This window comes from Mesorhizobium sp., assembly GCF_004962925.1.
Classification (GTDB): domain Bacteria; phylum Pseudomonadota; class Alphaproteobacteria; order Rhizobiales; family Rhizobiaceae; genus Mesorhizobium.
The window spans coordinates 1-251 of the sequence record NZ_SUEO01000198.1 but is presented as its reverse complement, the minus strand read 5'-3'; the positions used below and the strand labels follow the sequence as shown (position 1 = coordinate 251).

Genomic DNA, 251 nt, shown 5'->3' with positions numbered 1-251 from the left:
CCCCGCGGCCGTCGCATCAGCATCATCCCGTAATGGGCCGCCAACAAATCCAGCCCAACCTTGAGCAGCTTCGCCACAACATCCCGCGGTTCGCCGGTCTGTTCGGCCAGGCTCTTCACCGTTTCGCCATGGCAGCAGACTTTCTGCACCACGCCCGACACCTCCCAATGCGAAAGCGCCCTGGTGGCGTCGGCATAGGCGCGGCCGGCGGACAGGATGCGGTCGGCAACGCCGCCGCCGATGCGCCCGCC

The 251-nt window shown here is 67.7% G+C and carries 1 pseudogene; it reads right to left on the bottom strand.

The features are described 5' to 3' along the window. A pseudogene (locus E5W87_RS28170) lies at positions 1 to 251 on the bottom strand (hypothetical protein); the annotation flags it as partial.